Below are 22,217 nucleotides of genomic sequence, written 5' to 3'. Positions count from 1 at the left end.
TGCTATGAATTTCTTTTTCATAGTAAACCTCCTAAAATAAAATATAAGAAAAAATTAGTTAATAAAATTTCTTACGATAGAATTGTAACATATAAAACGACATTAGTAAATATTTTTTTTGATATTTGTATTATAAAAATATAATTTTTTCTAATAATACAAATAATCGATAAAAAATATCAATTAATTCTAGAAATCTATTGAAATAATGATTTTGTTGTGCTATTATAGTTGTGTTAAAAATATAAAATATGGAGGGAATAAAATGGTAACAAATGAAATGATGAAAAATTTTAAAAATCGTTTTGAAAACGATGCTACAAGTAGAGTTATTTCAAATGCGATTGCTAGAACTGGAATTCAAGAAAGTTCTCTTAATAATGACGTTTTAAGATTTCATAATTTTAAATTTTCAGATAGTGTAAAGAAAGCTGAAATAACAAATCAAAAGAAATCAGGCCGTTGTTGGATGTTCTCAGGACTTAATGTTTTGAGATTAAAAGTTATGGAAAAATTAAATTTAAAAACTTTTGAATTTTCACAAGTTTATCTTTTCTTTATGGATAAAATGGAAAAATCAAACAACTTCTTAGAACTTATGATTGAACATATAGATGAACCACTTGGAACAAGACTTATGGATTGTTTGTTAGACCTTGGTGCAGATGATGGAAACTTTTTTGAATGTTTTGATGATTTAATTTCAAAATATGGTATTGTTCCTAAATCAGTTATGCCTGAAACTTTCAGCTCATCAAATTCAGAGGCTTTTGTTGAACAAATCAATGTTAGACTAAAGAGAACTGCTATGAATATGAGAAAAGCTCATTTAAATGGTGCAACTGTTGAGGAGTTAAGAAAATTAAAAGAAGAAACTCTTTATGAAGTTTATAACATTTGTACAAAAGTTTTAGGAAAATTACCGGAAACTTTTGACTTTGAATATATGGATAAAGATGATAAATTCCAAAAGATTACAAATCTTACTGCGATGAAATTTTATGAAGAATATGTTGGTGATTACTTTGCAACTAAGGTTGACTTAATCGAAGACCCAAGAGGAAAATATCCATTTGGTAAAAAGATTGAGTTAAAATATTTCAAATCAGTTAGGGAAGGAAATCCTGTTGCATCACTAAATGTTCCACAAGAAGAAATTAAAAAAGCGATTATAGCATCACTTAAAGCCGGAGAGGCTGTTTGGTTTGCTTGTGATGTTATGAAAAATTGTGATAGAAAATTAGGAATAATGGATAAAGACTTATTCAACTATGATGAAACTTTAACAGAACTTGGAGAGTTTTCAAAAGCAGACAGAATTGATTACAGATATACAGATTTAACTCATGCAATGACTTTTGTTGGAGTTGATTTAGACGAAAATGGAAATCCAATAAAATGGCAAGTTGAAAACTCTTGGGGAGATGAAATTGGAGATAAAGGAATATTCTCAATGAGCGACTCTTGGTTTACAAATGAAAATATTTCAGCAATAGTTGACAAAAAATTCGTTGACGAAAAATGGTTAAAAGGCTTAGAAGAAGAATCAATCAAAATTGACCCTTGGGAACCATACGCAATGATGTTAAAAAGATAATTTTAAAAGGAATTACGCTTGTAATTCCTTTTTTAAATTTAAATCTTTATGAGACTATTTTTTATACTTAAAATGTGTTAGAATATTATTGTTGATTAATTATTTAGGAGGGAAGTATGAATAAAGAAAATTTAGATTTAAAATTTGGCGATTATAATTATGTTCGTCCTGATTTTGAAAAGCTTATAGCTGATATTAGAGCTTTGACTCAAAGACTTGTAAATGCTAATACAAGTGATAAAGCTATTGCAACTTATAATGAACTTAATGAAGTTAGTGGAACTACTGATAGTATGATAACTTTAGCAAATATAAAAAATTCTATTGATACTAAAGATGAATTTTTTGATAAGGAAATGCAATTTATTCAAGAAAATTATCCAAGAGTTCAAGAGGCTGAAGTTGAATATGTTAGAGCTTTTGTTAATAGTAAATTTAGAAAAGAATTAGAAGAAGAGTTTGGTGTTTATTTATTCCAAAAATATGAAAATTATTTATTAACTTTTAATCCTTCAATTATGGAAGATTTAGTTGAAGAATCAAAAGTTGTTATGGAATATCAAAAACTTTTATCTGCTTGTTCAAAAGAATGGAATGGAGAACAATTAAATATTGTTCAACTTAGCAAATATTCTCAAGATTCAGATGCTGAAACTAGAAGAAGAGCTACAAATCTTATTTCAGAAATTTATGAAGAACAAACTGAAAAGTTAGACGAAATTTATGATAAGATTGTTAAGATAAGAGATAGAATGGCTAAAAAACTTGGCTATAAAAACTTTATCGAGCTTGGTTACAAAAAAATGGGAAGAGTTGACTATAATGCTAAAGATGTTGAAGGTTATAGAAAACAAATTTTAGAAACTATTGTTCCTATTTGTAATAAGTTAAGAGAAGAACAAAGCAAGAGAATTGGTGTTGATAAGTTGACTTTCTATGATGAACCAATTTTCTTTAAAACAGGAAATCCTGCTCCGCACGGTGAAGAAAAATGGTTAGTTGAAAGAGCAGAAAAAATGTATAGTGAACTTTCTCCTGAAACAAAAGAATTTTTTGACTTTATGAAAACAAAAGATTTATTTGACTTGGATTCAAAGGGAACAAAGGCTGCTGGTGGATATTGTACTTACTTAAGAAATTGGAGAAGTCCTTTTATCTTTGCTAATTTCAATGGTACAACTCATGATGTTGAAGTTTTGACTCACGAGGCAGGACATGCTTTCCAAGTTTTTTCATCAAGGGATTATATTCCTGAATATACTTGGCCAGGAATGGAATCAGCTGAAATTCATTCAATGAGTATGGAATTTTTTACTTGGCCTTGGATGGATTTATTCTTTGAAGAAGAGGCTGACAAGTTTAGATATAATCATATTGCTCATTGTCTAATGTTCTTACCTTATGGTGCGTTAGTTGATGAATTCCAACATATCGTTTATGAAAACCCTGAACTTTCTCCAAAGGAAAGACGTGAAAAATATAGAGAATTGGAAAAGAAATATCTACCACATAGAGATTATGCAGGAATAAAAGTTCTTGAAGAAGGTGGATTCTGGTTTAGACAAAGACATATTTACCAAATGCCATTTTACTATATAGATTATACTTTGGCTCAAGTTTGTGCTTTCCAATTCTGGAATAAGGATAGAAAAGACCACAAATCTGCTTTTGCTGATTATTTAAGACTTTGCAAAACAGGTGGAACAAAACCATTCTTACAATTACTTGAAGTTGCAAACTTAGAAAACCCATTTATTGACGGAACTATCAAAAAAGCTGTTGAACCAATAGAAGAATACTTAAATTCTGTTGATGCAAGTAAGTTTTAGAGATATTATTGAAAATTAAAAACGCTCCGAGTGGAGCGTTTTTTAAATTTCTATTTCTTTTATTTCTTCAATTAAATTTTTGTTGTTTTCTAATACGGGATTGACTTCATTTTCTATAAATTCATCAACTTGTGATGGGCATCTTCCGATGTATTTTGAAGGGTCTAAGACTTCTTCAAGTTCATCTTCGTTTATGTCAAAAAATTCATCATCTTTTATTAATTCTAATAAATTATTTTCAAGTCCTTTTTCTTTTACATTTTTACCTGCTATTTGTGAAAGTTCTCTAATTCTTTCGTGAAGTTCTTGTCTGTCTCCACCTTTTTTAACTTGGTTCATCATTATGTTTTCACTTGCCATAAAAGGTAATTCAGCCATTAAATGTTTTTCGATTACTTTTTCATAAACTACCATTCCGTCAACTACATTTGCATAGAGTTCTAATATTCCGTCTATCGCTAAGAATCCTTGAGAGATTGAAAGTCTTTTGTTTGCACTGTCGTCTAAAGTCCTTTCAAACCATTGTGTAGCGAAAGTCATAGAAGGGTTTATTACATTTGAAATTACAAAGTTTGATAATGCACCGATTCTTTCTGATTTCATTGGATTTCTTTTATAAGGCATAGCTGATGAGCCGATTTGATTTTTTCCAAAAGGTTCTTCTATTTCTTTTAAATGTTGTAAAAGTCTTAAATCGTTTGAAAATTTGTGAGCAGATTGTGCTATATTTGATAGTAAAAATAAAATTTTACTGTCGATTTTTCTTGTGTATGTTTGACTTGAAACTGCAAAAACTCCTTTGAAATTCATTTCTTGTGCTATGAAATTATCAAGTTTTTTAACTTTTTCTTCGTCATTATCGAAAAGTTCCATAAAAGATGCTTGACTTCCTGTTGTTCCTTTTGCTCCACGAAGTTTTAGATTTTCTAAGATGAAATTCAATTCTTCAAGGTCTATAAGTAAATCTTGCATATATAATGTTAATCTTTTTCCAACTGTTGTAGGTTGTGCAGGTTGAAAGTGAGTATATGCTAGAGTAGGAATTTTTTTATATTTTAAGGCATTAGTTTTTAATAAATTTAAAACATTTATAATTTTTTTCTTAACAACCAAAAGAGCCTCTTTCATAACAATAAGTTCTGTATTATCTCCAACGAAACAACTTGTTGCTCCAAGGTGGATAATTCCTTTTGCATTAGGGCATTGAACTCCATAAGCATAAACATGACTCATAACATCGTGCTTTACAATTTTTTCTCTTTCTAAAGCAACTTCAAAATTTATATCATCTTTAAAAGATTCAAGTTCTTTGATTTGCTCATCTGTAATATTTAATCCTAAGCTCTTTTCTCCTTTTGCAAGAGTTATCCATAATTTTCTCCAAGTTTTAAATTTGAATTCATCTGAAAAGATATAACTCATTTCTTTGCTTGCGTATCTGTTTGTAAGTGGATTTGAATAAATGTTTCTCATAAAAACTCCTTTAATTTATTTTTTTAAACTAAATTTTTAGTTCGTCATATATTTTATTATATCATAATTTCATTCTGAAAAAAACTGTTAAACAATGTTAATTGAGTTTACAACTTAATTGTAAATGTGATATACTTATAGATAATAACAATATGGCGGTTAGGAGGTAATTTTAATGATAGATAATGAAGAAAGAACAAGAAGAATGAGAGAGAGAAAGAAGAGAAAGAGAAGAAAAGAAAATTTTGTAATTATATGTGCAGTTTTCTTGGCTCTTTTTTCTTTTTTAGGTGGTAAATATGTTTTAGGAGTTTTAAATCAAAATAAAACACAAAATCAGATTAAAAAAGACGATACTAAAAAATCAGATGATAATGCTACTGAAAAGAAAACTGAAGTTGAAAAAGAACAAGAAAAATCTAATCCAAGTGGAATTGACTTTGCAGAATCTGGAAATCATATAAAATCTGCAGACGCTTATGCTTATGATACTGCTGAAATTAGAGATTATATTATGAGTAAAAAAGAATATACCGGAAAGAAAGTTGTATTCTTGACTTTTGATGATGGTGTAACTCCGGGAATTACTGATAAAGCGTTAGATATATTAAAAGAAAAACAAGTTCCTGCTACATTTTTTATAGTAGGTAAGACTTTGAACGACCAAGCTAAACCATATTTGGAAAGAGAATTAAATGAGGGACATGGAATAGCTATCCATAGTTTTACTCACGACTATAATAAATTATATCCAAAAAGAGTTCCAAATCCTGCTGTAATAAAAGAAGAGGCTGAAAAGACTATGGCAAGATTAAAAGAACTTTTAGGAGATAAGTTCAATACAGGTGTTTGGAGATATCCTGGTGGACATATGTCTTGGAAAGGGCTTGAATCCGGTGGTAATGGAGATGAAACTTTAAAGAGTTTAGGACTTGAATGGATTGACTGGAACAGTTTGTCCGGTGATGCTGAGCCTTTAAAAGTTAGACCTACTAACGAGGCTGAAATGTTAAAATATGTTAAGACATCTTTGAGTTATTGGAAACAACAAAATATTGTAGTTGTTTTAATGCATGATTCTCAAGGAAAAGACTTAACATTAAGAACATTACCTAGTATAATTGACTACTTCAAATCAAATGGTTATGAATTCGGCATTTTGAAATAGGTGAGATATGATTTATTTTTTAATAGGTATTTTAATTATATTAGTTGTTGTTGCAATTGTTTTGATTTTACAAATTTCAAAAAAATCTAATGATGAAGTTATAAAAGATGAAGATATTTTAAAATTAAAACTTAGCTTTTCTGATGAATTCAATAGACTGAATGATAAGCTAAATGTAAATAACGAAAAGATTACTAGTCAACTACTTGAATTTAAAAATTCTACTAATGATAATATTATAAAAGCAGGAAAAGAAAATATTGATTCGATTTTTAATTTTAACGACAAATTAAAATCTGAACTTAAAAGGGATTTTTTGAATCTTACAACTGTTGTTGAGGGAAGACTTGACAAGATAAATGAAAGTGTTGAATTAAAACTTGAAAAAAGTTTTGAAGATACAAAAAAGACTTTTAGTAATGTTATGCAAAGTTTGGGTAGGCTTGATGAGGCTCAAAAGAAAATGGAATTTTTATCCAATAATGTTCAAAATCTAAATAATGTTTTGACGGATAAAAAAACTCGTGGAATTTTTGGAGAGGTACAACTCTATCAAGTTTTATCATCTGCTTTTGGTGATAACAATGAAATTTACCAAAAACAATATAAACTTTCAAATGGAACTTTAGCAGATGCCGTATTGTTTGCGCCTGAGCCTGTTGGAACTATTTGTATAGACAGCAAATTCCCTTTAGAAAATTATAGAAGAATTTTTGAAGATGTAGCTGAAAATAAAGTTGAAAACGAAAAGAGTTTTGAACAAAATTTAAAGAAACATATTGATGATATTTCTTCAAAATATATAATAAAAAACGAAACGACAGATCAAGCGATTTTGTTTTTACCTGCAGAGGCTATATTTGCTTATCTTAATGCTTATATGCCTAAAATTGTTGAGTATGCTTATTCAAAGCGTGTTTGGATTACTTCTCCAACTACGATGATGGCGATACTTACGACAATACAAGCAGTATCTCAAAATTTAAAACAATCTCAATATGCATTGGAAATTCAAAAAGAATTGAATTCTCTTTCTGTTGAGTTTGATAGATATGCCAAGAGATGGGAAACTTTAGAAAAAGATATAAATAAAGTGAGCAAAGATGTTAAAGATATTTTTACAACTTCTACAAAAATTACAAGGCGATTTGATAATATAAAAAATGTTGAAGTTTTTGAAAAAGAAAATATGGAAGAAATTTTAAAAATAGAAGAATAAATTTTAGATAAAAGTGGTACAATTTGTATCACTTTTTCAAATTTTTTTCATAAAAAAATTTTATAAAAACAAAAAATATATTAAAAATGTAATTCAAATCACATAATAAAATATTTTTGAAAAAACGCTTAAAAATTCGAAAAAAAACTTAAAAAAATTCAAAAAAAGTATTGCAAAATCTATTTTGTTATTGTATAATATATGAGTGCTTGTGTGCACAAAAAGGCGTTGACGAAATAGGTTGCTCACATTAAACGGCTGTTTTACAGCTTGTGAGGTAATTATTTCTGAGTATGTCGAACTAGATTTCGGCGACGGGTCGCCGTATTTTTTAGAAGTGAAAATGGAACACACGGATGAGTTGATACGGAAGACCTAGTTGCATGATGCCAAAACATGCGAAATAAGGAGGTAAAAAAATTGGCAAACAAACAAAAAATCAGAATTAGATTAAGAGCTTACGATCATGAATTAATCGATAGCTCAGCACAACAAATAGTGGAATCTGCAAAGAGAACTGGTGCAGAAGTATCAGGACCTATTCCACTACCAACAGAAAAGGAAATCATTACAATCTTAAGAGCTGTTCACAAATACAAAGATAGTAGAGAACAATTCGAACAAAGAACACATAAAAGACTTATTGATATCCTAAACCCAAATCAAAAGACTTTGGAAAGTTTAAAGAAATTAAATCTTCCAAGTGGGGTAGATATCGAAATTAAGTTATAAATCTTAGAATGATTGTAAATCAATCCGCTGTAAGTAATAGGAGGTGTACTCAATGAAGAGTATTTTAGGTAAAAAAATTGGAATGACTCAAATTTTTACTGAAGATGGAGCAGTTGTTCCTGTAACAGTTGTTGAAGCGGGCCCAATGTTCGTTATACAAGTTAAAACTGTTGAAACTGATGGTTATAATGCAATCCAATGTGGATATGTGGACAAAAAAGAAAAGAAGGTTACAAAACCTCTTAAAGGACATTTTGACAAAGTAAGTGTTGGATATAAGAGATTTGTAAGAGAATTTAGATTAAACGAAGGCGAAACTTTTGAAACTGGACAAGAAATTAAAGTTGACTTATTTGCTGAAGGAGATAAGGTTGATGTTATCGGAACTTCTAAAGGTAAAGGTACTCAAGGTGCTATCAAGAGATGGAACTACGGAAGAGGACCAGAAGGTCACGGTTCAAAATCTCACAGAGTAGCCGGTGCTAGAAGTGCTGGTACTTATCCAGGTAGAGTACTTAAAGGTAGAAAAGCAAGTGGAAAAATGGGAAATGAAAAAAGTACTGTTCAAAATCTTGTTGTTGTAAAAGTTGACGTTGAAAAGAACCTAATTCTTGTAAAAGGTGCTATTCCAGGACCTAAAGGTGGTTTAGTAACAATTAGAGAAGCGGTTAAGAGATAGTTTAAGGAGGATAAATAATGCCTAAGGTTAATGTTTATAACCAACTTGGAGAAGTTGTTGGTGATATAGAATTAAACGAAGCTATTTTTGGTGTTGAAGTTAATGAACATGTTGTTTATGAAGTAGTAAAGAACCATTTAGCTAATAGAAGACAAGGCACTCAATCTGCTAAAACTCGTGCAGAAGTACGTGGAGGCGGAAGAAAGCCTTGGAGACAAAAAGGTACTGGTCGTGCTAGACAAGGTAGTATAAGAGCTCCTCAATGGAAAGGTGGCGGGGTTGTATTCGCACCAAAGCCAAGAAGCTACAGATACTCAGTTCCTAAGAAAGTAAGAAGACTTGCTATGAAGTCAGTTCTTTCTTCAAAAGTTCTTGAAGGAGAATTAAGAATTTTAGATGCTTTAACAGTAGATGCATTCAGCACTAAGAAAGCAAAAGAAATTTTAAGAAACTTAAATTTAGAAACAAAGACTATGATAGTTTTACCAGAAGGAAATGATATGATTATTAAATCATTCGCTAACCTTCCAAAGATTGAAACTGTTGTTGTAGATTATATGAACGTTTATGATTTAATGAGATTTGATAATCTTGTAATCGTAAAAGATGCCTTATCAAAAATTGAGGAGGTGTATGCATAATGACAGCATATGATATTATTATTAAACCGGTTGTAACTGAACGTTCAATGGAAAATATGGAATCAAAAAGATACACTTTCAAAGTTGATACTAAGGCTAACAAATCTGAAATCAAAAAAGCCGTAGAAACAATTTTCGGTGTAAAAGTTAAACAAGTAAACACAATGAATATTACTGGTAAGAAAAAAAGAATGGGAGCTAATGTTGGCAAAAGATCTGATTGGAAAAAAGCCATTGTTACTCTTACAGAAGATTCTAAAGAAATTGAATTTTTCGAAAGTATTTAATATAGGAGGTAATATTAATGGCTATTAGAAAGTATAAACCAACTTCTGCTGGTGTACGTGGAATGAGCGTTTTAACTTTTGATGAGATAACTAAGACTCAACCTGAAAAGTCTTTAGTAGTTTCTTTATCAAAATCAGGCGGAAGAAATTCATTAGGTAGAGTTACCGTTAGACATAGAGGTGGCGGTGCTAAGAGAAAATATAGAATAATAGATTTTAAAAGAAATAAAGATGGAGTACCTGGAAAGGTTGCATCTATCGAATACGATCCAAACAGAACAGCTAACATAGCATTAATTCATTATCTAGACGGAGAAAAAAGATATATCTTAGCTCCAGAAGGATTAAAAGTTGGAGCTATGATAGAATCTGGAGAAAATGCAGATATCGTAATCGGTAATGCTTTAAAATTAAAAGACATTCCAGTAGGTACAAATGTTCATAATATTGAATTAAAACCTGGAAAAGGTGGACAATTAGTAAGAAGTGCAGGTTCTGAAGCTCAATTAATGGGTAAAGAAGGAAGATTTGCACAATTAAGATTACCTTCAGGTGAATTTAGATTAATTCATTTAGAATGTAGAGCAACTGTTGGACAAGTTGGTAATTTAAGCCACGAACTTGTAACAGTAGGTAAAGCAGGAAGATCAAGACATATGGGCAAAAGACCTCACGTTAGAGGATCTGCAATGAACCCAGTAGATCACCCTCACGGTGGTGGGGAAGGTAGAACTCCTGTTGGACGTCCAGCACCTTCAACTCCTTGGGGTAAACCAGCTTTAGGACTTAAGACTAGAAAGAAAAATAAAAAGTCTAATAAGTTCATAGTAAGAAGAAGAACTAAAAACTAATTAAGGAGGAGAACAAATGGGTAGATCTCTTAAAAAAGGACCATTTTGTGATGATCATCTTTTAAAGAAAATAGATGCATTAAACAGTGCAGATGAAAAGAAAGTTGTAAAAACTTGGTCAAGAAGAAGTACAATTTTTCCACAATTCGTTGGACACACAATAGCTGTTCATGATGGAAGAAAGCACTTACCAATTTATATTACTGATGATATGGTAGGACATAAACTTGGAGAGTTCGTTTTAACTAGAACTTACAAGGGACATGTTGGAAAGAACGAAAAAAATAGTAAAGTAAGATAATAGATAAGGAGGGAATAACATGCAAGCTAAAGCAATTGCAAAATATCAAAGAATTTCACCTCTTAAAGTAAACTTTATTTGTAGAGAAATAAGAGGAAAGCATGTAGATGAAGCTTTATCTATTCTAAGATTCACTCCAAAAGCGGGTGCTAGATTATTAGAAAAGGTATTAAAATCAGCTGTCGCTAATGCGGAAAACAATCATAATTTAGATAGAAAAGACCTTTATGTATTAGAAGCTTATGCAAATGATGCTCCAGTTATGAAAAGATGGAGACCAAAGGCTAAAGGTTCAGCTTACCCAATTTTGAAAAGATCAAGTCATATTGGTGTAACAGTAGCAGAAAAATAGTGTAAGGAGGATAAAAAATGGGTCAAAAAGTTAATCCTCATGGGTTAAGAGTTGGAATAATCAAAGATTGGGACTCAAGATGGTTTGCCGACAAAAAAGAATTCGGTAATTTATTAGTAGAAGACCACAATATTCGTAAACTTGTTAAAAAAGAGGTAGCTCTTTCAGGAGTACCTAAAGTTGAAATAGAAAGATCAGCAAATAGAGTAAAGGTTACAATTTTCACTGCTAAACCAGGAATGGTAATCGGAAAATCAGGAGCTGGCGTTGAAGAATTAAGAGTTAAGATTGAAAAATTAACTGGTAAAAAAGTAATTGTTAATGTTGAAGAAGTTAAAAGACCTGACTTAAGTGCTCAATTAGTTGCTGAAAACATTGCAGGACAATTAGAAAGACGTGTATCTTTTAGACGTGCTATGAAACAAGCTATGCAAAGATCATTAAAATCTGGAGCAAAAGGTATTAAAACTGCTGTTTCAGGAAGACTTGGTGGAGCTGATATGGCTAGAACTGAAGGATATTCTGAAGGAACAATTCCTCTACAAACTTTAAGAGCTGACATTGAATATGGATTCGCTGAAGCTGATACAACTTATGGAAAATTAGGTGTAAAAGTTTGGTTATACAAAGGAGAAGTTCTTCCAGGAATGAAAGCTGCTGTTATTGAAGAAAGACCAGCTAAAAAAGACAGAAGAAACAAGAAAGACAATAAGAAAAGATTTAATAAAACTGGCGCTAAGAAAGAAGCTTAGTTGCCGGAAGGAGGAAAGAGTCTATGTTAATGCCTAAGAGAGTAAAATATCGTAGAGTTCATAGAGGCAGAATGACTGGTAAAGCTCTAAGAGGAAATACAATTTCTTACGGAGATTATGCAATTCAAGCATTAGAACCTTGCTGGATGACTGCAAACCAAATCGAATCTGCAAGACGTGCGATGACAAGATATATAAAAAGAGGCGGTAAAATTTGGATTAAAGTGTTCCCTGATAAGCCTGTTACTAAAAAACCTGCTGAAGTAAGAATGGGTTCTGGTAAAGGGGCTCCTGAATATTGGGTAGCAGTTGTTAAACCAGGTAGAGTGTTATTCGAAATGAGTGGAGTTCCTGTTGATGTAGCTAGAGAAGCTATGAGACTTGCTGCTCATAAATTACCTGTAAAGACTAAATTTATAACTCGTGAGATGAAGGAAGGTGAAGCTAATGAAAATTAAAGAAATTCGCCAAATGAATGATAGTGATTTACAAGCAAAATTAAAAGATTTAAAAGTAGAATTATTTAATCTACGTTTTCAATTAGCCACTGGACAGTTAGAAAATCCTATGAGAATTGGTGGCATTAGAAAAGATATAGCTCGTGTTAAAACTATTATCAGAGAACGTGAGCTTAATGCTGGAAAGGAGGCTTAATACTATATGGAAAGAAATAGTAGAAAAGTCATAATAGGAAATGTAGTTTCTAATAAGATGGATAAGACAATAGTTGTAGAAGTTGCAACTTTCGTTTCTCACCCACTTTATAAAAAACAAATGAAAAAAACTACAAAATTTAAAGCACATGATGAAAATAATGAATGTTTAATTGGTGATAGAGTTAAAATTATGGAAACAAGACCTCTTTCAAGAGAAAAGAGATGGAGACTTGTTGAGATACTTGAAAGAGTAAAATAATTTTCATCTGGAAAGGAGTATCGTATGATTCAAACAGAAAGTCGTTTAAAAGTTGCTGACAACTCTGGCGCTAAAGAACTTCTTGTTATTAGAGTACTAGGTGGTACTAATAAGAAATATGCAAAAGTTGGCGATATAGTAGTATGTGCTGTTAAAAGTGCTGCACCAGGTGGAGTTGTTAAGAAAAGCGACGTTGTAAAGGCGGTAATCGTTAGAACAACAAATAGTATAAAAAGAAATGATGGAAGCTACATTAGATTCGATGATAATGCAGCAGTAATTATAAAAGATGATAAAAACCCAGTTGGTACAAGAATTTTCGGTTCAGTTACAAGAGAGCTAAGAGCTGGTAACTTTATGAAGATTATATCTCTTGCACCTGAAGTATTATAATAGGAGGTGTTAGAATGAAAATTAAATCTGGAGATACTGTTATTGTAATTGCAGGAAAAGATAAAGGTAAGACTGGTAAAGTAGTTAAAACTTTAGCTAAAGAAAATAGAGTAATAGTTGAAGGAGTAAACGTTCAAACTAAACACAAAAAAGCTAAAAGCCCTAAAGATGAAGCTGGTTTAATCAAAGTTGAAGGAAGTATTGATGCTTCTAACGTAATGTACTTTGATACAAAGGTAAATAAGCCTTCTAAAATTGGTTACACTCTTGAAGGAGATAAAAAAGTTAGAATCAGTAAAAAAAGTGGTTCAAAAATAGATAAATAGTTGAAAGGAGGCAATCTCGGTGACTTCCAGAATGCAAGTTAAATATAAAGAAGAAATAGTTTCTGCTTTAATGGAACGTTTTAAATATAGAAATATTATGGAGGTTCCTAAACTAGATAAGATTGTTATCAACATCGGTTTAGGTTCAGCTAAAGATAATCCAAAAGCTTTAGAAAGCGCTTTAAGAGATTTGGAAATTATTTCAGGTCAAAAACCTGTAATAACTACTGCTAAAAAATCAATTGCTAACTTCAAATTAAGAGAAGGTATGAAAATTGGTACTAAGGTAACTCTTAGAGGAGAAAAAATGTATGATTTCCTAGATAGATTAGTTAATATAGCTCTTCCACGTGTAAGAGACTTTAGAGGTGTTAGTGCTTCAAGTTTCGATGGTAGAGGAAATTACGCATTAGGTATAAAAGAACAATTAATATTCCCAGAAATCGTATATGATATGATTGATCAAATAAGAGGAATGGATATTATAATAGTTACTACTGCTAAGACTGACGAAGAGTCTAAAGCACTTTTAGAGCTATTAGGAATGCCTTTTAAAAAGTAGTAGGAGGGAAATTTAATGGCTAAAAAATCAATGGTACAACGTGAATTAAAACGTCAAAAGTTAGTTGAAAAATATGCTGCAAAACGTGCAGAATTAAAAGCCAAAGGGGACTATGTTGGTTTAAGCAAATTACCAAGAAATGCATCACCAACTCGTTTACACAACCGTTGTAAAATCACTGGACGTCCTCATGGATATATTGGAAAATATGGAATCAGCCGTATTGTATTCCGTGAATTAGCTTACAAGGGAGAAATTCCTGGCGTTAAAAAGGCTAGTTGGTAATATTTAGATAAAGGAGGAAGCTTATATGATGACTGATCCTATAGCAGATATGCTTACAAGAATTAGAAACGGAAATAATGCAAGACATTCATCTGTTGAAATACCTGCATCTAAAATGAAAAAGAATCTTGTACAAATTTTATTAGATGAAGGTTTTATTGAAGGATATAACGTAACTGAAGATGACAAACAAGGTATCATCACAGTTGACTTAAAATATGGAAAAAATAACGAAAAAGTTATCTCAGGACTTAAGAGAATTTCAAAACCTGGTTTAAGAGTTTACGCTAGAAGCCACGAAATTCCAAAAGTTTTAGGAGGACTTGGAATCGCAATTATCTCAACATCAAAAGGAGTTGTAACTGATAAAGTTGCTAGAAAAGAAGGTATTGGTGGAGAGGTTCTTTGTTACGTTTGGTAACAGACTTAAGGATTAAAACTAAGGAGGTAAACCAATGTCAAGAATTGGATTAAAACCAATTGTTGTTCCTGCTGGAGTTGAGGTAATCTTGGGAGAAGAAAACTTTGTTGAAGTAAAAGGACCTAAGGGAGTATTAACTCAACAATTAAGCAGAGAAATGAACATTAAAATGGAAGGCGATACAATAAATGTAGAACGTCCTTCTGAAATAAAAAGACATAAATCACTTCATGGATTAACAAGAACTTTACTTGCTAACATGATTGAAGGTGTTTCAAAGGGATTTACTAAAACTTTGATTATAGAAGGAACTGGATATAGAGCAGCTAAAGCTGGAAATAAATTAACTTTAAACTTAGGATATTCTCATCCAATTGAAGTTTTAGATCCAGAAGGAATTACTGTTGAAGTTCCTGAACCAAATAAGATAGTAATCAATGGTATTGATAAACAAAAACTTGGAAACTTTGCAGCGAATATTCGTTCTCATAGAAGACCTGAACCATATAAAGGAAAAGGTGTTAGATATGAAGGAGAATACATCAGACGTAAAGTTGGTAAGACTGGTAAATAGGAAGGAGTGAAATTTAATGTTAAAGCAAATTAACAAAAATGAAAATAGAAAAGCAAGACATGCTAGAGTAAGAAAAAAAGTTTCTGGAACTCCTGAAAAACCAAGATTAAATTTATATAGAAGTAATACTAATATATATGCTCAAATTATAGACGATACTAAAGGTGTAACTTTGGTTTCAGCTTCAACTTTAGATAAAGAATTTGCTTCATTAGAATCAAAATCAAACAAAGAAGCTGCTAAAGCTGTTGGTCTTGCAATTGGTAAAAAAGCAATTGAAAAAGGCATTACAGAAGTAGTTTTTGATAGAAGTGGTTACTTATACCATGGAAAAGTTAAAGAATTAGCTGATGGAGCCAGAGAAGCTGGACTTAAATTTTAGTATCAGGAGGGTAATTAATGGAACTTTTAATTAAAGAAGTAGAAAAATTAGAATTAGAAGAAAGAGTAGTTGCCATCAACCGTGTTACTAAAGTAGTAAAAGGTGGTAGAAACTTTAGATTTAGCGCTCTTGTTGTTGTTGGTGATGGAAACGGACACGTTGGTGTTGGTATTGGTAAAGCACTTGAAGTTCCTGAAGCTATTAGAAAAGGCGTTCAAGATGCTAAGAAACACGTAATTAGAGTACCTCTTGTAAATACTACAATTCCTCATGAAGTTGTTGGAGTTTTCGGAGCAGGTAGAGTTTTATTAAAACCTGCCGGAGCTGGTACTGGAGTTATCGCTGGTGGTCCTGTTCGTGCGGTTTGCGAACTTGCTGGAATTAAAGATGTAAGAAGTAAATCTTTAGGAACTACTAACGCTAGGAATATAGTTAACGCAACTATGGAAGGATTAAAGAATCTTAAGAGAGCAGAAGATATTGCTAGATTAAGAGGAAAATCCGTAGAAGAAATATTAGGTTAAGGGGGGCTTTTAAAATGGCAAAGCTCAAAATAACACTTAAAAAGAGTAAAATTGGTAGAATAGAAAAACATATTAAAAATGTTGAAGCTTTAGGTTTAAAAAAAGTTGGTCAAACAGTTGTTAAAGAAGACACTCCATCAATTAGAGGTATGATCAATCAAATTAGTTTTATGCTTGAAGTTGAAGAAATTTAAGGAGGTATAAAGCGTGAAGTTACATGATTTAAGACCTGCTGAAGGTGGAGGCTCAAAAGCAAGAAAGAGACTTGGTAGAGGTTACGGTTCTGGACTTGGTAAGTACGGTGGTAAAGGACGTGACGGTCAAAACTCAAGATCTGGCGGTGGAGTAAGACCTGGATTCGAAGGTGGACAAATGCCACTATTTAGAAGACTTCCAAAGAGAGGTTTTACTAACATTTTCGCTAAAGCATACGCAGAAGTAAATGTAGAACAATTAAATATTTTTGAAGACGGTACAGAAGTTACTGAAGAATTAATATTTGAAGTTAATTTAGCTAAAAGAGCTAAAGCAAAAGATGGAGTTAAAATTTTAGGAAATGGAGAATTAACTAAAAAATTAACAGTTTCTTGTAGCAAGTTTACTAAAAGCGCTATCGAAAAGATAGAAAGCATTGGAGGAAAGGTAGAGGTGATCTAACATGTTCAAAACTCTATCAAATGCATGGAGAATAAAAGAAATCAGAAGCAAAATGATTTTCACATTATTGATGATTGTCGTTTATAGACTTGGTAACATCATTCCTATTCCATTTATGGATAAGAATGTTGTTAACCAACTTGTGAACGGTAACTCAGGTGGTTTAGTAAATTTACTAGACTTACTTGCTGGGGGTAGTTTAAAGCAAATGAGTGTTTTTGCTCTTAGTATCTATCCTTATATCACAGCATCAATAGTTGTCCAACTTCTTACAATTGCATTCCCAAGACTTGGAGAAATTGCAAGAGATGGAGAAATGGGCAGAAAAAAAGTTGCAAAATATACAAAAATAGGTGCAGTAATTCTTGGAATATTCGAAGCAATGGCAATAGCAAATGGATTATTTGCTAAAGCGATAGTTGCAAAAGGATATATTCAATCAGGATTAATTATTACATCTTTACTAGCAGGCTCAATGTTCTTAGTTTGGTTGGGAGAAATAATTACCGAAAAAGGAATTGGTAATGGTATTTCAATCATCATCTTCCTTGGTATAGTTTCAAACCTACCAACACAAATCGGAACATTTGCTTACGGAATTATGACTGGAACAGTTGGAATTTTGACAATAATAGGTGTTGTACTAGCAGCTATTGCAATAGTTGTAATCGTTGTGCTTATCAACGAAGGTGAAAGAAAAATAACAGTACAATATGCTAAAAAAGTTGTAGGAAGAAAAATGTATGGTGGACAAGCTACTCACATTCCTGTTAAGGTTAATATGAGTGGTGTAATGCCTGTAATCTTTGCATCATCTTTATTAGCTATGCCACAAACTCTTTCATTATTATTTGCTGGTGGAACTCCAAGTTGGATTAGCTCTTATTTAACAGTTGAAGGTTCAGTTGGTGTATATGTATATTCAATATTAAACTTTATATTGATTATATTATTTGCATTCTTTTATTCATCAATTCAATTCAACACTGTTGAATATGCAAAAAATTTACAACAATATGGTGGGTTTATTCCAGGAATTAGACCAGGAAAGCCTACTGGAGAATATTTACAAAAAATATCAAATAGAATTACTTTCTCAGGTTCTATTATATTAGCTTTAGTTGCTTCAGCACCAATAGTCCTTTCACGTTTAAGTGGAATGAGAATAAACTTTGGTGGAACATCAGTTATAATCATAGTTGGTGTTGTAATTGAAACAATGAAACAAATAGAATCTATGATGTTAATGAGACACTATAAAGGTTTTTTAAATAAATAGTTTATAGGAGATAAAATATGAGACTAATTTTGTTAGGACCCCCAGGAGCTGGGAAGGGAACTCAAGCGTCAAGTATCGTTTCTGAATATGGAATAACACATATTTCAACAGGAGATATTTTTAGACATAATATAAAAAATGAAACAGAACTTGGAAAAAAAGTTAAATCTTACTTAGATAACGGTCAATTAGTACCAGATGAACTTACTATTGACTTAGTTTGGGACAGACTTTCAAAAGATGACTGTAAAAATGGATTTTTACTAGACGGTTTTCCAAGAACAATTAATCAAGCAGAAGCTTTACAAAAAGGCTTAGAAAAAAGAGGACTTAAATTAGATAGAGTTGTGAACATTGAAGTTGACAAAAATATCTTAGTAAAAAGACTTTCTGGAAGAAGAGTTTGTAAAGACTGTGGAACTCCTTATCATGTAGATGTAAACCCAACTAAAGAAGAAGGTGTTTGCGATAAATGCTCAGGTGAAGTTATTCAAAGAGCTGATGATAATGAAAAAACTGTATTGGATCGTATAGAAGTTTATGAAAATCAAACTTTTCCTCTAATTGAATTTTATACGAATTTAGGCTTGATTTTAACTGTTGATGGTACTTTACCTATTGAGGATGTCTTTTCACAAATTAAGGAGTCTCTTTCTTAAAATGTCTAACATTTGGGAGAGTGTACTATGGATCTAAATTTTGATTTTAAAGTAGGTCAGGTTGTAAAATCACTTAAGGGCCGTGACAAGGGCGAAGTAATGATCGTAGTTGAGGTAATAAGTTCATCATTAGTAAAGGTTGCTAATGGTAGTAACAGACCTCTTTCTAAACCTAAACTTAAAAAGTCAAAGCATTTGCAAATTTATAATGACGTGCTTAAAGATTTTAGTTTGAATCCATTATCATTTAATGATTCTAATGTGAGAAAACTATTAAAATCATATATACAAGATAATGTAGAAAAATAGGAGGTTCTTTAAATGTCCAAAAAGGATGTTATAGAAGTTGAAGGAACTGTTATTGATGCTATGCCGAATACTATATTCAAGGTTAAACTTGCAAATGGTCATGAAATAACAGCTCATATATCAGGAAAATTAAGAATGAATTATATAAGAATTCTTCCGGGAGATAAGGTATTAGTTGAACTTTCACCTTATGACCTAACAAAAGGAAGAATAACTTGGCGAAACAAGTAGCATAGGAGGGACTTAAATGAAAGTAAGACCATCAGTAAAGAAAATGTGCGAAAAATGTAAAATCATCAAGAGAAAAGGTAGAGTAATGGTGATTTGTGAAAATCCAAAGCACAAACAAAAACAAGGTTAAGAAAGATGGAGGTGTAGGTAACAGTGGCAAGAATTGTAGGTGTCGACTTACCAAGAGAAAAAAGAGTAGAAATTGGTTTAACTTATATCTATGGTATAGGTAAAAAAACTTCAAATGATATTCTTAGAAACGCTGGAATCAATCCAGATACAAGAGTTAAAGATTTAACTGAAGCTGAAGTTGCTTTAATAAGAGCTGAAATAGATAAATATCTTGTTGAAGGTGATTTACGTAGAGAAATCGCTATGAATATTAAGAGATTAAGAGAAATAAACTGTTACAGAGGAATCAGACATAGAAGAGGATTACCTGTAAGAGGACAAAATACTAAAAATAATGCCAGAACAAGAAAAGGTCCAAAGAAAGTTTCTGGTACTAAAAAAGGTAAATAAGGAGGGGATTTAATTGGCAGTTAAGAAACAAAAAGCTCGTATAAAAAGAAGAGAGCGTAAAAACATTGAAAAAGGACAAGCTCATATCGTTTCTTCATTTAACAACACTATGGTAACTCTTAGTGATTTGAACGGTAATGTAATTTCTTGGGCAAGTGCTGGACAATTAGGTTTTAGAGGTTCAAGAAAATCTACTCCATTTGCTGCACAACAAGCTGCTGAAGAAGCTGCAAAAAAAGCTATGGAACATGGACTAAAAGTTGTAGAAGTTTACGTTAAAGGACCTGGGTCAGGTAGAGAAGCTGCTATCAGATCATTACAAGCTACTGGACTTGAAGTTAGTTTAATTAAAGATGTTACTCCAATCCCACATAATGGTTGCAGACCACCAAAGAGAAGAAGAGTGTAATTGCAGACTTTTAAAGGTATTTAAAAGTTTCGATATGAATTAGACTAAGGAGGATAAAGTCTATGACAGAAGATTTAAATACAAGTATTGAAGTTTTAGATATAGATCTTGAAAAAAACTATGGTAAATTTGCTATAATGCCTCTTGATAGAGGATATGGTACTACGCTAGGTAATTCTATGAGAAGAGTTCTTTTAGGTTCTCTTCCTGGCTCTGCCATAGCAACTGTTAAAATTGACGGTGTTGGACATGAGTTTACAACAATTAAAGGCTCAATCGCTGACGTTCCTGAAATTTTAATAAATATTAAGGGAATTGCATTAAAGAAATTTAATGAAGAACCTGTAGTATTAGAATTAAATGTAAAAGGACCAAAAGTAGTAACAGCTGGAGATATTTCTGAAAATCAAAATGTTGAAATAGCTAATAAAGACCACTATATTACAACTCTTAACGAAGAGGGAGAAATCAGAATGGATCTTTTAGTTTTAAATGGTAAAGGATATAGAGTTAGCGATTTGAATAAAGAATATTGCGATATTAATTCAATAGCGGTTGATTCTTCATTTTCTCCTGTAAAGAAAGTAAACTTTACAGTAGGAAATACTAGAGTTGGACAAAGTATAGATTTTGACAAACTTGAAATTGAAGTTTGGACAGATGGAACTATAACTCCACAAGAAGCTCTTTCAACAGGTGCTGGAATCTTTATAGATTATTTAAGTCTATTTAGAGCATTACCAGACATTAATCTTGATAATTCAAGTATAAAAGATGGTAAAAATTTAGATGCTAATAGTGTTTTATCTAAGAGTGTTGAAGAATTAGATTTATCCCTTAGAAGTTTTAACTGTTTGAAAAGAGCAAACCTTGATACAGTTAAAGATATTATTTCACAAGATATAGAACAACTAAAGAAGATTAAAAACTTTGGTAAAAAATCTGTAGAAGAAGTAATAGATAAAATGCACGAATTAGGTTTAAAATTTTTAGATGAAGAATAAAAAGAGGAGGTAGTACTTTGGCTAATTTAAGAAAACTTGGACGTAGAGCTGACCATAGAGATGCAATGCTTAGAAATCAAGTTCAATCTCTTATTGAAAATGGTAAGATTGAAACTACGTTAACAAGAGCAAAAGAAACTAGAAGAGTAGCTGAAAAAATGATAACTCTTGGTAAAAAAGGCGATCTTCACGCAAGAAGACAAGCTTTAGCTTATATTTACAAGACTGAAACAGTTCATAAGCTATTTGAAGAAATTGCTCCACTTTACAAAGAAAGAAATGGTGGATATACAAGAATATTAAAGCTAGGACCTAGACAAGGGGACGCAGCTGAAATGGCAATTTTAGAGTTAGTAAAATAATTTACTTAATATAAAATCAAGGCACTGAGAAATCAGTGCTTTTTTTGTGGTTATTTGTTGAATATATTAGTTTAAACAACTAAGGTTGGATAGTAAAAACTCCTCAGATTTTTTGTAAAAAAGAAGTTTGTTTTGAAAATGTGATTTGAATAACATTACATAAAAAAATCTATAAAAAATATATAAATTATTTTAATTAATTTAATGTAAATTTAATTATAATAAAATTTAAGGAGGAAATTATGAAAAAAAGAAAAGAAATCTAAAATGGTAAAAACTTCTATTGCAGGAACTTCAGTTGTAGGTATTTTTTTAGGACTTATAGGTATTGTGATTTCTAAAAGAAAAAAAGAAGACTAATTTAGTTAATTATTTTTAAAGAGCGAGTAATCGCTCTTTTTTTATAAAAAATTATTTATAATAAATTCTTATGAATAGTTTTTATCTATTAGTAAAATTTATTTTACATTATACTAACTTTGATGTAGAATATAAGTATATATTTATTTTTTAGGAGGATAT

Annotated in this window: 36 protein-coding genes; 35 read left to right on the top strand and 1 reads right to left on the bottom strand. The window is 31.2% G+C overall.

Annotated elements, in window-relative coordinates:
• The first annotated feature begins 265 nt into the window (after nucleotides 1-265).
• Together HMPREF3181_RS04770 and HMPREF3181_RS04765 are read left to right on the top strand one after the other, a co-directional pair.
• A complete protein-coding gene (locus HMPREF3181_RS04770) occupies nucleotides 266-1,597 on the top strand; it encodes a C1 family peptidase (RefSeq protein WP_068473773.1) in 1,332 nt (443 codons plus the stop codon).
• Nucleotides 1,598-1,713: 116 nt separating this feature from the next.
• The gene (locus tag HMPREF3181_RS04765; protein ID WP_068473770.1) at nucleotides 1,714-3,426 is read left to right on the top strand and encodes a M3 family oligoendopeptidase; all 1,713 of its coding nucleotides are present in this window, start codon (nucleotides 1,714-1,716) and stop codon (nucleotides 3,424-3,426) included.
• A gap of 42 nt (nucleotides 3,427-3,468) precedes the next feature.
• Here the strand turns inward: HMPREF3181_RS04765 and purB are convergent, their stop codons facing one another.
• On the bottom strand, nucleotides 3,469-4,899 hold the full coding sequence (purB, locus tag HMPREF3181_RS04760; RefSeq protein WP_068473767.1) for an adenylosuccinate lyase: 1,431 nt from the start codon (nucleotides 4,897-4,899) through the stop codon (nucleotides 3,469-3,471).
• Between the two features lie 175 nt (nucleotides 4,900-5,074).
• On the opposite strand from purB, the gene HMPREF3181_RS04755 reads away from it, so the two are divergent.
• The 33 genes from HMPREF3181_RS04755 (at nucleotide 5,075) to HMPREF3181_RS07705 (ending at nucleotide 22,055) form a co-directional block, all read left to right on the top strand.
• Nucleotides 5,075-6,067, top strand: coding sequence for a polysaccharide deacetylase family protein (locus HMPREF3181_RS04755; protein WP_068473764.1), 993 nt, complete (start codon nucleotides 5,075-5,077; stop codon nucleotides 6,065-6,067).
• A gap of 7 nt (nucleotides 6,068-6,074) precedes the next feature.
• Nucleotides 6,075-7,286 (top strand): DNA recombination protein RmuC, encoded by a 1,212-nt coding sequence (locus tag HMPREF3181_RS04750; RefSeq protein WP_068473761.1) that lies wholly within the window; start codon nucleotides 6,075-6,077, stop codon nucleotides 7,284-7,286.
• 396 nt (nucleotides 7,287-7,682) lie between these two features.
• Complete coding sequence (rpsJ, locus tag HMPREF3181_RS04745; protein WP_004833624.1) at nucleotides 7,683-8,018, top strand: 30S ribosomal protein S10; 336 nt, start codon at nucleotides 7,683-7,685, stop codon at nucleotides 8,016-8,018.
• A 52-nt stretch (nucleotides 8,019-8,070) separates the two neighbouring features.
• Nucleotides 8,071-8,697: a 50S ribosomal protein L3 gene (rplC, locus tag HMPREF3181_RS04740; RefSeq protein WP_068473758.1), complete on the top strand. Its 627-nt coding sequence runs from the start codon at nucleotides 8,071-8,073 to the stop codon at nucleotides 8,695-8,697.
• Nucleotides 8,698-8,714: 17 nt separating this feature from the next.
• Nucleotides 8,715-9,338: a 50S ribosomal protein L4 gene (gene rplD / locus HMPREF3181_RS04735; RefSeq protein WP_068473755.1), complete on the top strand. Its 624-nt coding sequence runs from the start codon at nucleotides 8,715-8,717 to the stop codon at nucleotides 9,336-9,338.
• Nucleotides 9,335-9,625, top strand: a complete 291-nt coding sequence (gene rplW / locus HMPREF3181_RS04730; protein WP_197415927.1) for a 50S ribosomal protein L23 — start codon at nucleotides 9,335-9,337, stop codon at nucleotides 9,623-9,625. Before rplD ends, rplW begins: the two co-directional genes overlap by 4 nt.
• A gap of 17 nt (nucleotides 9,626-9,642) precedes the next feature.
• Nucleotides 9,643-10,476: a 50S ribosomal protein L2 gene (gene rplB, locus HMPREF3181_RS04725; RefSeq protein ID WP_068473749.1), complete on the top strand. Its 834-nt coding sequence runs from the start codon at nucleotides 9,643-9,645 to the stop codon at nucleotides 10,474-10,476.
• 16 nt (nucleotides 10,477-10,492) lie between these two features.
• Nucleotides 10,493-10,777 carry a 30S ribosomal protein S19 gene (gene rpsS / locus HMPREF3181_RS04720; RefSeq protein WP_009372520.1) on the top strand — a complete coding sequence of 95 codons (285 nt, stop codon included), beginning with the start codon at nucleotides 10,493-10,495 and terminating at the stop codon, nucleotides 10,775-10,777.
• A gap of 19 nt (nucleotides 10,778-10,796) precedes the next feature.
• Nucleotides 10,797-11,129, top strand: a complete 333-nt coding sequence (rplV, locus tag HMPREF3181_RS04715; protein ID WP_068473746.1) for a 50S ribosomal protein L22 — start codon at nucleotides 10,797-10,799, stop codon at nucleotides 11,127-11,129.
• A 17-nt stretch (nucleotides 11,130-11,146) separates the two neighbouring features.
• Complete coding sequence (rpsC, locus tag HMPREF3181_RS04710) at nucleotides 11,147-11,881, top strand: 30S ribosomal protein S3 (RefSeq protein WP_068473744.1); 735 nt, start codon at nucleotides 11,147-11,149, stop codon at nucleotides 11,879-11,881.
• 23 nt (nucleotides 11,882-11,904) lie between these two features.
• Nucleotides 11,905-12,339, top strand: coding sequence for a 50S ribosomal protein L16 (gene rplP / locus HMPREF3181_RS04705; RefSeq protein ID WP_004833615.1), 435 nt, complete (start codon nucleotides 11,905-11,907; stop codon nucleotides 12,337-12,339).
• Entirely contained in the window at nucleotides 12,329-12,535 is a 207-nt protein-coding gene (rpmC, locus tag HMPREF3181_RS04700; RefSeq protein ID WP_009448199.1) for a 50S ribosomal protein L29, read from the top strand. The genes rplP and rpmC overlap by 11 nt, the downstream gene beginning before the upstream one ends.
• A gap of 6 nt (nucleotides 12,536-12,541) precedes the next feature.
• On the top strand, nucleotides 12,542-12,796 hold the full coding sequence (gene rpsQ / locus HMPREF3181_RS04695) for a 30S ribosomal protein S17 (RefSeq protein WP_004833613.1): 255 nt from the start codon (nucleotides 12,542-12,544) through the stop codon (nucleotides 12,794-12,796).
• Nucleotides 12,797-12,820: 24 nt separating this feature from the next.
• Complete coding sequence (gene rplN, locus HMPREF3181_RS04690; protein WP_068473741.1) at nucleotides 12,821-13,189, top strand: 50S ribosomal protein L14; 369 nt, start codon at nucleotides 12,821-12,823, stop codon at nucleotides 13,187-13,189.
• A 14-nt stretch (nucleotides 13,190-13,203) separates the two neighbouring features.
• The gene (rplX, locus tag HMPREF3181_RS04685; protein WP_068473735.1) at nucleotides 13,204-13,515 is read left to right on the top strand and encodes a 50S ribosomal protein L24; all 312 of its coding nucleotides are present in this window, start codon (nucleotides 13,204-13,206) and stop codon (nucleotides 13,513-13,515) included.
• A gap of 19 nt (nucleotides 13,516-13,534) precedes the next feature.
• Nucleotides 13,535-14,077 (top strand): 50S ribosomal protein L5, encoded by a 543-nt coding sequence (gene rplE / locus HMPREF3181_RS04680; protein WP_082713912.1) that lies wholly within the window; start codon nucleotides 13,535-13,537, stop codon nucleotides 14,075-14,077.
• Between the two features lie 15 nt (nucleotides 14,078-14,092).
• On the top strand, nucleotides 14,093-14,362 hold the full coding sequence (gene rpsN / locus HMPREF3181_RS04675) for a 30S ribosomal protein S14 (RefSeq protein WP_004833609.1): 270 nt from the start codon (nucleotides 14,093-14,095) through the stop codon (nucleotides 14,360-14,362).
• A gap of 25 nt (nucleotides 14,363-14,387) precedes the next feature.
• On the top strand, nucleotides 14,388-14,783 hold the full coding sequence (gene rpsH, locus HMPREF3181_RS04670; RefSeq protein ID WP_068473732.1) for a 30S ribosomal protein S8: 396 nt from the start codon (nucleotides 14,388-14,390) through the stop codon (nucleotides 14,781-14,783).
• A gap of 34 nt (nucleotides 14,784-14,817) precedes the next feature.
• A complete protein-coding gene (gene rplF / locus HMPREF3181_RS04665) occupies nucleotides 14,818-15,357 on the top strand; it encodes a 50S ribosomal protein L6 (protein ID WP_068473728.1) in 540 nt (179 codons plus the stop codon).
• A 16-nt stretch (nucleotides 15,358-15,373) separates the two neighbouring features.
• Nucleotides 15,374-15,739: a 50S ribosomal protein L18 gene (gene rplR / locus HMPREF3181_RS04660; RefSeq protein ID WP_068473725.1), complete on the top strand. Its 366-nt coding sequence runs from the start codon at nucleotides 15,374-15,376 to the stop codon at nucleotides 15,737-15,739.
• A gap of 17 nt (nucleotides 15,740-15,756) precedes the next feature.
• Complete coding sequence (gene rpsE, locus HMPREF3181_RS04655) at nucleotides 15,757-16,263, top strand: 30S ribosomal protein S5 (protein WP_068473721.1); 507 nt, start codon at nucleotides 15,757-15,759, stop codon at nucleotides 16,261-16,263.
• A 14-nt stretch (nucleotides 16,264-16,277) separates the two neighbouring features.
• A complete protein-coding gene (gene rpmD, locus HMPREF3181_RS04650) occupies nucleotides 16,278-16,457 on the top strand; it encodes a 50S ribosomal protein L30 (RefSeq protein WP_068473718.1) in 180 nt (59 codons plus the stop codon).
• A gap of 13 nt (nucleotides 16,458-16,470) precedes the next feature.
• Nucleotides 16,471-16,920, top strand: coding sequence for a 50S ribosomal protein L15 (gene rplO / locus HMPREF3181_RS04645; protein WP_068473713.1), 450 nt, complete (start codon nucleotides 16,471-16,473; stop codon nucleotides 16,918-16,920).
• A 1-nt stretch (nucleotide 16,921) separates the two neighbouring features.
• The gene (secY, locus tag HMPREF3181_RS04640) at nucleotides 16,922-18,199 is read left to right on the top strand and encodes a preprotein translocase subunit SecY (RefSeq protein ID WP_068473710.1); all 1,278 of its coding nucleotides are present in this window, start codon (nucleotides 16,922-16,924) and stop codon (nucleotides 18,197-18,199) included.
• A gap of 17 nt (nucleotides 18,200-18,216) precedes the next feature.
• Complete coding sequence (locus tag HMPREF3181_RS04635) at nucleotides 18,217-18,858, top strand: adenylate kinase (RefSeq protein ID WP_068473708.1); 642 nt, start codon at nucleotides 18,217-18,219, stop codon at nucleotides 18,856-18,858.
• Nucleotides 18,859-18,885: 27 nt separating this feature from the next.
• The gene (locus tag HMPREF3181_RS04630; protein ID WP_068473705.1) at nucleotides 18,886-19,167 is read left to right on the top strand and encodes a KOW domain-containing RNA-binding protein; all 282 of its coding nucleotides are present in this window, start codon (nucleotides 18,886-18,888) and stop codon (nucleotides 19,165-19,167) included.
• A 12-nt stretch (nucleotides 19,168-19,179) separates the two neighbouring features.
• On the top strand, nucleotides 19,180-19,398 hold the full coding sequence (gene infA / locus HMPREF3181_RS04625; protein ID WP_004833593.1) for a translation initiation factor IF-1: 219 nt from the start codon (nucleotides 19,180-19,182) through the stop codon (nucleotides 19,396-19,398).
• A gap of 16 nt (nucleotides 19,399-19,414) precedes the next feature.
• The gene (gene rpmJ / locus HMPREF3181_RS04620) at nucleotides 19,415-19,528 is read left to right on the top strand and encodes a 50S ribosomal protein L36 (protein ID WP_011026314.1); all 114 of its coding nucleotides are present in this window, start codon (nucleotides 19,415-19,417) and stop codon (nucleotides 19,526-19,528) included.
• 23 nt (nucleotides 19,529-19,551) lie between these two features.
• A complete protein-coding gene (gene rpsM / locus HMPREF3181_RS04615; RefSeq protein ID WP_068473703.1) occupies nucleotides 19,552-19,920 on the top strand; it encodes a 30S ribosomal protein S13 in 369 nt (122 codons plus the stop codon).
• A gap of 13 nt (nucleotides 19,921-19,933) precedes the next feature.
• Nucleotides 19,934-20,329: a 30S ribosomal protein S11 gene (rpsK, locus tag HMPREF3181_RS04610; protein ID WP_068473700.1), complete on the top strand. Its 396-nt coding sequence runs from the start codon at nucleotides 19,934-19,936 to the stop codon at nucleotides 20,327-20,329.
• Between the two features lie 62 nt (nucleotides 20,330-20,391).
• On the top strand, nucleotides 20,392-21,333 hold the full coding sequence (locus HMPREF3181_RS04605; protein WP_068473697.1) for a DNA-directed RNA polymerase subunit alpha: 942 nt from the start codon (nucleotides 20,392-20,394) through the stop codon (nucleotides 21,331-21,333).
• A 17-nt stretch (nucleotides 21,334-21,350) separates the two neighbouring features.
• Nucleotides 21,351-21,695 (top strand): 50S ribosomal protein L17, encoded by a 345-nt coding sequence (gene rplQ, locus HMPREF3181_RS04600; protein WP_009372580.1) that lies wholly within the window; start codon nucleotides 21,351-21,353, stop codon nucleotides 21,693-21,695.
• A gap of 267 nt (nucleotides 21,696-21,962) precedes the next feature.
• Nucleotides 21,963-22,055, top strand: a complete 93-nt coding sequence (locus HMPREF3181_RS07705; RefSeq protein WP_156435992.1) for an LPXTG cell wall anchor domain-containing protein — start codon at nucleotides 21,963-21,965, stop codon at nucleotides 22,053-22,055.
• Nucleotides 22,056-22,217 lie beyond the last annotated feature (162 nt).

It is taken from the genome of Parvimonas sp. KA00067 (assembly GCF_001553085.1).
GTDB lineage: Bacteria > Bacillota > Clostridia > Tissierellales > Peptoniphilaceae > Parvimonas > Parvimonas parva.
This window is presented reverse-complemented; position numbering and strand designations above follow the sequence as displayed.